The 8,056-nt window shown below is 63.9% G+C and carries 5 protein-coding genes and 1 pseudogene; 3 read left to right on the top strand and 3 right to left on the bottom strand.

Translation table 11 applies throughout. The features are described from left to right. The first annotated feature begins 213 nt into the window (after positions 1 to 213). Together AC30NL_RS13715 and AC30NL_RS13710 are read left to right on the top strand one after the other, a co-directional pair. Positions 214 to 1,530 carry an EAL domain-containing protein gene (locus AC30NL_RS13715; RefSeq protein ID WP_489464556.1) on the top strand — a complete coding sequence of 439 codons (1,317 nt, stop codon included), beginning with the start codon at positions 214 to 216 and terminating at the stop codon, positions 1,528 to 1,530. A gap of 24 nt (positions 1,531 to 1,554) precedes the next feature. Then, positions 1,555 to 4,914 (top strand): response regulator, encoded by a 3,360-nt coding sequence (locus AC30NL_RS13710; protein ID WP_489464555.1) that lies wholly within the window; start codon positions 1,555 to 1,557, stop codon positions 4,912 to 4,914. 36 nt (positions 4,915 to 4,950) lie between these two features. Here the strand turns inward: AC30NL_RS13710 and AC30NL_RS13705 are convergent, their stop codons facing one another. Then, positions 4,951 to 5,841, bottom strand: coding sequence for a hypothetical protein (locus AC30NL_RS13705; RefSeq protein WP_489464554.1), 891 nt, complete (start codon positions 5,839 to 5,841; stop codon positions 4,951 to 4,953). Then, positions 5,838 to 7,256, bottom strand: a complete 1,419-nt coding sequence (locus tag AC30NL_RS13700) for a glycosyltransferase family 2 protein (protein WP_489464553.1) — start codon at positions 7,254 to 7,256, stop codon at positions 5,838 to 5,840. The genes AC30NL_RS13705 and AC30NL_RS13700 overlap by 4 nt, the downstream gene beginning before the upstream one ends. Before the next feature lie 397 nt (positions 7,257 to 7,653). On the opposite strand from AC30NL_RS13700, the pseudogene AC30NL_RS13695 reads away from it, so the two are divergent. Continuing rightward, positions 7,654 to 7,872, top strand: a pseudogene (locus AC30NL_RS13695) (transposase); the annotation flags it as partial. Here the strand turns inward: AC30NL_RS13695 and AC30NL_RS13690 are convergent. Further along, entirely contained in the window at positions 7,844 to 8,035 is a 192-nt protein-coding gene (locus AC30NL_RS13690) for a hypothetical protein (RefSeq protein WP_489464557.1), read from the bottom strand. The pseudogene AC30NL_RS13695 and the gene AC30NL_RS13690 overlap by 29 nt on opposite strands. Positions 8,036 to 8,056 lie beyond the last annotated feature (21 nt).

The following is an 8,056-nucleotide window of genomic DNA, read 5'->3' as shown; positions in this document are numbered from 1 at the left end:
TCACACACCCAAGGTAGGAGCCCAGTGCGTGAATTACGCCCGCTGGGATCTGTGCGGGGGGCGTCCAGCAATGGGTGTCTCTACCGCGATCCAAATCCTAAGCGCACGATATGTGCGACAGCGAACGGACTTGGGAGCCTCATCCCGTGCACGCTAGCGACAGGCCCAATGAGCAAAGGAATCTGCTCGCCGGTTGCCTAAGGGAGCAAAAACATGCAAGTCCTTGTCGACGCCCGCACGGGCAGGCCCGTCATGGGGCGGCAGATCTTCACGACGGACGCGAAGTCCGCTGCCGCAGCGGCATCCATGGAAAACGGCGAAATGCCGGACGAGAAGGGCGTGGAATGTCCGTTGCTCGCACAGAACCCCGCCCGGGTACTGATCGTCGATGACGAGCTTCCTCTTCTGCGCGTCTATAGGCACTGGCTGAAGTCCGCCGGCTACATCGTCGAAAGCGCTGCAGACGGGCACGCGGCAGCGGGCCTTCTGCGCGAAATGCGTTTCGACGTGGTGGTCACCGACATCGCAATGCAAGGCATGGACGGCATGAAACTGCTGCACGCCGTGCGCGAGCGTGACCTCGATCTGCCGGTCATTCTGATCACGGGGACACCCGCGGTCGACACGGCGATCAAGGCTGTCGAACTGGGCGCGCTGCGCTACCTGGTCAAGCCATTCGACGAGCAATTGCTGCTGGCAGCCGTGGCCTCGGCTGTGCGCCTTCACCAGGTGGCGAGGCTGAAACGGCAGGCATTGGCCCTTGTCGGCGGCGGCAAGCAGCTCGGGGATCTGGCCGGGCTCAGTGTAAGCTTCGACCGGGCGCTGGCCTCGCTGTGGATGGCCTACCAGCCCATCGTCGCGTGGCCGCAGCGCACGGTCTTCGCCGTCGAGGCGCTGCTGCGCTGCGCCGAACCGACATTGCCGCATCCCGGCGCGATCATCGAAGCAGCGCAGCGCCTGGGACGCCTGCACGAGCTCGGCCGTGCGGTCCGCGACCGGGTTGCTTCGGTGGTCGAGGCGGCGCCCTGCGAGCTGGTGTTTGTGAACCTGCACACGCAGGACCTGCTCGACGAAACCTTGTATGCGCGCGAGTCGCCGTTGACGCAAGTTGCCCTGCGCGTCGTGCTGGAGATCACCGAACGCGCCACGCTCGATGAAGTCAAGGATGCCTCCTGCCGCATGGCTGAACTGCGCAAAATTGGCTTTCGCATTGCCGTCGACGACCTCGGCGCGGGCTATGCCGGCTTGGCGAGCTTCGCGCAGATCGAACCCGAGATCGTCAAGTTCGACGTGTCGCTGGTGCGCGGACTCGACCAGAGCCCGACCAAGACCAGCCTGATCCGTTCGATGACGACACTGTTCAAGCAGATGGGCGTGCAGGTCATCGCCGAAGGCGTCGAGACGGTCGCAGAGCGCGACGCGCTCGAGCAGACCGGCTGCGACCTGTTGCAGGGATTCCTTTTCGCCAGACCAGGCCCGCCCTTTCCGGCCGTGCATTGGGACAGGGACGACCCGCCGCCGCGAACGTGACGGCCATACAGGGAGCAACAAAAAATGGCGCAAGCGTTGACCTTGGCACCCAACCCGATCCTGATCGTCGACGACAACGAAGCGAACCTCAAGCTTGCGCGCTTCGCGCTGAAGGGCAAGGGCTTCAAGGTGCGCGTGGCGCGGGACGGCGAAGCCGCCATCGAACTGCTGCGCTCGTTCCACCCTCGGCTCATTCTTACGGACACTCAGCTTCCCGGCATCGACGGCCTGGAACTCACGCGGCGGCTGAAGGCCGATGCGGCGACACGTGACATCGTGGTCATCGCCTGCGCGATGAATGGCGGCCGCGAAAAGGCGCTCAGCGCCGGCTGCGACGGCTACATCACGAAACCGCTGGATCCGATTCGCCTGCCAGGCCAGATTGCCGGGTACCTTGAGGGGACCCATGCTTCGACGCTTCTGCCATGGAAGGCGGTCACGCCGCCCGCGGATTCCGAGGCCACCACGGCAGATCCCGAACCGGCGCAGGCAGACGACAGAGCGCCGATCCTGCTCATCGAGAACAACCCCACGACGCGCAACCTGTTTCGCATGTCACTCGAAACGGCAGGGTATCGCGTCGTGGAAGCACGGGACGCGACAACTGCGCTCGAGTTCATCACGCATACCAGGCCCGCGCTGATCATCCAGGATCTGGCTCTTCCTGACATGGATGGCCTGGAACTCTCCCGACAACTCCAGACGCACTTCGCCGCACGTGTGATGCCGATCCTGTATGTGTCGGGCTTCTTGTCGCGGATCGACCAGACACGGGCAATGAATGGCGGATTTTCGCAAGTGCTCGTGAAACCGGTGGACACCTTGCATCTGCTCGACGTGGTGAAGATGCACCTTGCGAACTTGCCGGCCGACTCGGCCAAGCTCGGGGCAGGGCGCCGGTTGATGGTGGTCGACGATGATCCGATGCAGCGCAAGCTGGCGCAGGTGTGGCTCGCGGCTGCCGGCTTCGAAGTGGTCACGGCGGACGACGGCGCGGCGGCCCTGGAACTTGCGCGCCGGGAGCGCCCGGCGGCCATCGTCAGCGACGTTCTGATGCCGAAGATGGACGGTTATGCGCTGTGCCTGGCGCTGCGCCGCGACACGAGCACCTCGAACATTCCGGTGATCCTCAGCTCCTCGGCTTATGTCGAAGAACCGGACCAGCGTTTGGCCGCGCGCGTGGGCGCCAGTGCCCTGCTGGCGAAGACCGAGGGGCTGGACGCCGTGATACGCGCGGTGAGCAAGGCGCTGGGTGCGCCCCCCCCGCCGGTGCCGAGCGAACCCCCGGAACTGTTGAACGAAGAGCATGTGCGGCGCGCGCTGTGGCAACTCGAGCGGCAGGTGCTGCAGAACGCGCGGCTGCTGCACCGCACAGCGCTGCAGGAGGCCCAGTTGGCCGTACTCGCAAGCGTCGCCGAGGCGCTGGCCAAGCGTCAAGTCCTCGATGGCGTGCTTGGCGAGGTGCTCGCAGCTTGTCTGGACATGGCGGGCATTTCCAAAGGTGCGCTGTACAACGCTGAAGACAACGGGTGCATGGTGCTTGCTCACCAGATCGGCTTCTCCGATGCCGAAGTTCCGCACGTGCGCGCCGCCTTCGGCCAAGAGGCATATTTCCTGGAACTCGCGCAACATGGCAAGGTGGTGCCGATCCCGTCCACAGCAGTGCCTGCGGAAGTGGCCCAACAGCTCATCGTGGATGCCGGGGTCACCGCCTTGCTGCTCGTGCCGGTCGCGTGGGGCAATACCACCTTCGGAGCGATGCTGCTCGGGTCAAGAACGGAGGACATCGCCGGCGACCATGCACTGGCGTTTGCGCGCGTGCTCGGCGCGCAGATGGGCCAGGCCATCGGGCTCGCGCGGGCGTTCTCCCGCCTGGCGGCCAGCGAGCAGCGCTATCGGGCGCTGACCGAAAACGCTCATGACGCCATCTCGGTCCTCACGCCCGACGGGACCATTCGCGAAGTCAATCGGCGGCTGATCGACCTTCTCGGCTATCCCGCCGATCAAATCGTCGGGCGGCGCCTCCACGACTTCGTCGCACCGGGCCGGGAGCAAGAGAACGCGCAGGACCATGGCCACACAGTGGCCGCCGGCTCGGGCCGTGCGCCCATTGTCGAGATCCGCAAAGCCGATGGCGGCATTGTGCTGATGGAGTTCTCCAACACGGCCGTCGACGTCGGCGACGAACACGTGGTGTTCTCTGTGGGCCGCGACGTGACCGAGAAGATGCAGACCCAGGCGCAGTTGATGGTTTCGGACCGCATGGCCTCCGTGGGAACCTTGGCTGCAGGGGTCGCGCACGAGATCAACAACCCGCTGGCCGTCGTGCTCGGAAACCTGGAACTCGCGGTCAGGGATGCGACGGCCATGAGCTCCGAGATGAACACCTCGCCGCGCCTGTCGGACCTGCAGGAATCGCTGCGCGATGCCAAGGACGCGGCACAGTCCGTGCGGCAGATCGTCAAGGACCTGAAGATCTTCTCCCGCGCCGAAGAGGACCGCCGCACCGCGGTGGACGTGCATCGGGTGCTCGAATCGGCGCTGCGCATGGCATGGACCGAGATCAGGCACCGGGCGCGCCTGGTGAAAATCTACGGCAAGGTGCCTTGCGTCGACGGCAACGAGTCACGGCTGGGCCAGGTATTCCTGAACCTGATCGTCAACGCGGCGCAGGCTATTCCCGAAGGGCACGCGAATGACAACGAGATTCGCGTGTCGACCGGCACCGACGCGGCCGGCCGCGTGGTCGTGGAGATTCGGGACACAGGCTTGGGCATGGAGCAGGAGACCCTCAAGAAGCTCTTCACACCCTTCTTCACCACCAAGCCTGCAGGAGTGGGAACGGGCCTGGGCCTTGTCATTTGCGAGCGCATCGTCAATGGGCTGGGCGGGGAAATCACGGTGGAAAGCCATCCCGGGAGCGGTACGAGCTTCAAGGTTGTCCTGCTCGCCGCGCGGGGCGACGGTGCGGAGGTCTTGCCTGCCGCGGTGCCGCCGCCTGCGGTGCGGCGGGGGCACGTGCTGGTGATCGACGACGACAAAAGGTTCGGAGCCTTGTTGTGTCACGTGCTGTCGAGCGAACACGACGTCGACGTGTTCGACAGTGCCAAGGATGCCTTGAAGCAAGCCTTGAAGCGCCTGTCGGCAGGGCAGCACTACGACGTGATTCTGTGCGACATGATGATGCCTGTCGTCAGCGGCATGGACTTCTACAAGGCATTGCGCGAGGTTGCTCCCGACGAGGCCGATCGCATCGTGTTCCTGACCGGCGGCGCCTTCACTGCGAGGGCTCGGGAGTTCCTGGACCAGGTTCCCAACATGAGGTTCGAGAAACCCTTGGAGATCCAGGATCTGCGCGCAGTGGTCAACGCACGCATTCGATGAGGGTTCAAGCTTTTGACCGAAGACCAATGCATTGCGTCAGAACGGAAAACTCACCTGTCCCACGAGACTCGTGTAGCGGTAGTCGCCAGCCCGGCTGACCAGGGGGCCGGTGTTTGCGGCTTGAAGCACCAGGCTCCAGCGCAGCGATGCGTTGCGAAGCGACGAGACGCCGAGCGAGTAACTCCAGATCGGCTTGGCATCGGTTTCTGTGTGCTGCCTTCCAGCGTCGATCGCGGCGCTGAGCACGACGCGCTGCGCCGCGATGAGACGCGACGACAGGCCGAGCGAGGTTTCGTTCAGCCGCTCTGGCGAGAAGTACTCCGCCCGATTCGGCATCGAGTCCCGATAGGAGCGTGTCTTGAGATAGGCGTTGAGGCCGAACTTTTCATTGAACGAGAAGTTCCAGCGCGTACGAAGGAAGGGGCGGCGGTTGTCGTCTGAAAACCAGCTCGATCCACCGGCAAGGCCGACGTTGAAACGCTCGTTGAAGGCATGGTCGGCCACCAATGCCAGGCTGTTGAACGTCAGCCCGGCATCAATGCCCAGCCGCGAATCGACGACATTGCGCTCGGCACTCACACCCAGCGAACTGGCCGCTGCAACCGGTCGCAGAACGTCCAGCACGCCGACCGCATGAACATGAGTGCCAATCTTCGCCATGCCGGCACTCGCCTCGACCAGCGCTCCCGACACCTTATGCCGGTACGTGGCGGCCAGCAGTCGGCCATCGGCCGTCCAGCCGGGCGCGCTGTAGTGCAGGGCGCCGGCCTTCAGGCCCCAGCCTGCGGCGCCCGTCCAGGCCAGCGTGGCCTGCTGCTCGTCGAAGCCGTCCGAGTCGTGGCTCGCATCCAGCCGGGCGGAGACATCCTGCGCCGGGGTGGCTGCCGCCGCTGCAGCGAGCAGCGCACCGATGAGCATCGCCTTCATTTGGTCCCCCAGGATTTGGCTCGATTCAGGATCTCCTGCGCGTAGCCAATCACGCAGGCCGGCTGCAGCACCAGGCTGTAAAGCAGGCTGTAAAAGAAGAAGCCGTGAACGTTGCGGCGTACCTTCAGCCCTTGCTCGGTGAACATCCTCGACTGGATGCCATACATGATGTAGTTGACGAGGAAGGCCAGCGGCAGGACCAGCAAGGTCATCGGCCCGGCGATCCAGTAGATGCCGAACATCGCCAGCAACAAGCCCGGAATGAAGGCCAGCGTGTACATCAAGTCCATGTAGGGAAAGAAAAGGTTCCACCAGATGAACACCGTCGTCAACCTCGGCTTGAACAGCAGCCGCCAATGCGCCTTGAAGGCTTCGATCAACCCGCGCGACCAGCGCTGCCGCTGCTTGATGAACTGCCCCCAGCTCTCCGGCGCATTGGTGAACACACAGGCGTTCTCCGCGAACCCGACGCGATGGCCTCGTTCGAGAATCGCCCATGTCAGCACGATGTCCTCGCCCACCGTATCGGCCCAGCCGCCGAGTTCGCGCAGCGTCGCGGTCTCGTAGAGCGAGAACGCGCCCTGGGCCACAAGCGTCCCCTGGTAGAGGCTTTGCAGGCGCTTGATCGCCGCGATGCCGTGGAAGTAGTCCCACTCCTGGATACGGGTTACCAGGTTCTTGCGCGAGTTGCGTACCAGCACTGCGCCAGCGACCGCCTTGGTGGTCGGCGGGTCGCTCAGGTATCGCCCGACGAGATGGCGCAGAGCATCGCGGTAGAGATACGAATCGGCATCGACTGTGACCGTCAGCCGGCAGCGTGTCATGCCAAGTCCGATGTTCAGCGCGTTCGACTTGCCTGCGTTCTTCTCCAGGGTGACGACTTGCAGCCATGGATGCTCGATGCTCGCGAGCACGGCAGCCGTCGCGTCGGTCGATCCGTCATTGATCACGATCACCTGCAGCGGGCCCGGATAGCGTTGGCGGGCAATGCTGTCGATGGTGGAGGCGATGTTCTCCGCCTCGTTGTAGGCAGCCACCAGGATCGTGATGCCGGGCAAAGCAGGGCCTGTATCGCGCACCGCGGGTCTGCGGTCCAGCAGCAGGCTCGACACGAGGAAGGCATTCATGAAGCCGGGCAGGATGGCAATGCCCATGATGACCAGCCAGGCAAGCGGTGCACCGGCCACGGCAGAAAGCTGTCCGATCCACGTTTGCGCCACCAACACCGACAGTGCCGCCCAACCGATCCCAGCGGACATTGCCAGCGCAAATTTCCACTTGACCGGGAGGTAGCCGGCGCCGGACGGGCGTCGTGCGGCAACGGCGGCGACCACCAATGCCGGCTTCGGCCCGGGTTCCACAAGCTGCGAGGCGGTGCTCTCGATAAAGCCGCGCTCATATACATGGCGATGCATGGTCGGCGCCAAGGCGCCAGCCTTCTGTTCAAAAAATCAGTCATGGGTGACAGCAAGGCGTTTGGGGGGCAAATGAAGTTGCTGGCGCTTACCGCAGTGCGATGGGAGGTGGTCCTCGTTTCGCGGCGGCATCCTTGTATCGACACGCCTGCGCCTGCATCAGCGGATTGTTGGTAACAAATCGTGGAAAACAATCCCTGCGGTGGCCGGCGCGCTCAAGCGTCCACCTGATTAGCGCTCATCCGATCATGCCCGCTCATCACGCCAAAAGACTCCTGCTCGTCGTTGCAAATGCTCGCCATAGCCCCCTGGCTATGGCTGCGCTTTGCGCCTAGGAGTCTGCGCGGCAGAAGCCAGAATCTGTAGGCAAACGACGGTACATGCGCGTTAGATGCGGATGACGAGCTATCTCCCCTACGAGCCCAAGCAGGCCAGGCTGATGCCCGATGCGCTGCAGGACTGGCTACCAGAAGGACACCTAGCGTACTTCATCAGCGACACGGTCGATCAACTGGACCTGAGTGCATTCCATGCGCGGTACGCCAAAGGCGGGCCGCGCAACCAGCCGTTCCACCCCGCGATGATGGTCAAGGTGCTCGTGTACTCCTATGCCACGGTGTATCGCCGTTGGCATCCTCCTTGGCGGGATCAATCGATGGTTGACCCAGCAGCACAGGGAGCAACTGCGGTGCATGCAGCGTTGCAATGTGCAGCGGCGTTTGTCCCTTGCTGTTCGACAGATTGACGTCGATCTCGGGGTGTCGCAACAGCTCTTGCACGACGTCGGCATGCGCCTTGGC

This window comes from Rhizobacter sp., assembly GCA_021153565.1.
Taxonomy (GTDB): Bacteria; Pseudomonadota; Gammaproteobacteria; order Burkholderiales; family Burkholderiaceae_C; genus Albitalea.
Note: the sequence above shows the minus strand (reverse complement) of the source record. Positions and strands in the feature narration are given on the sequence as shown.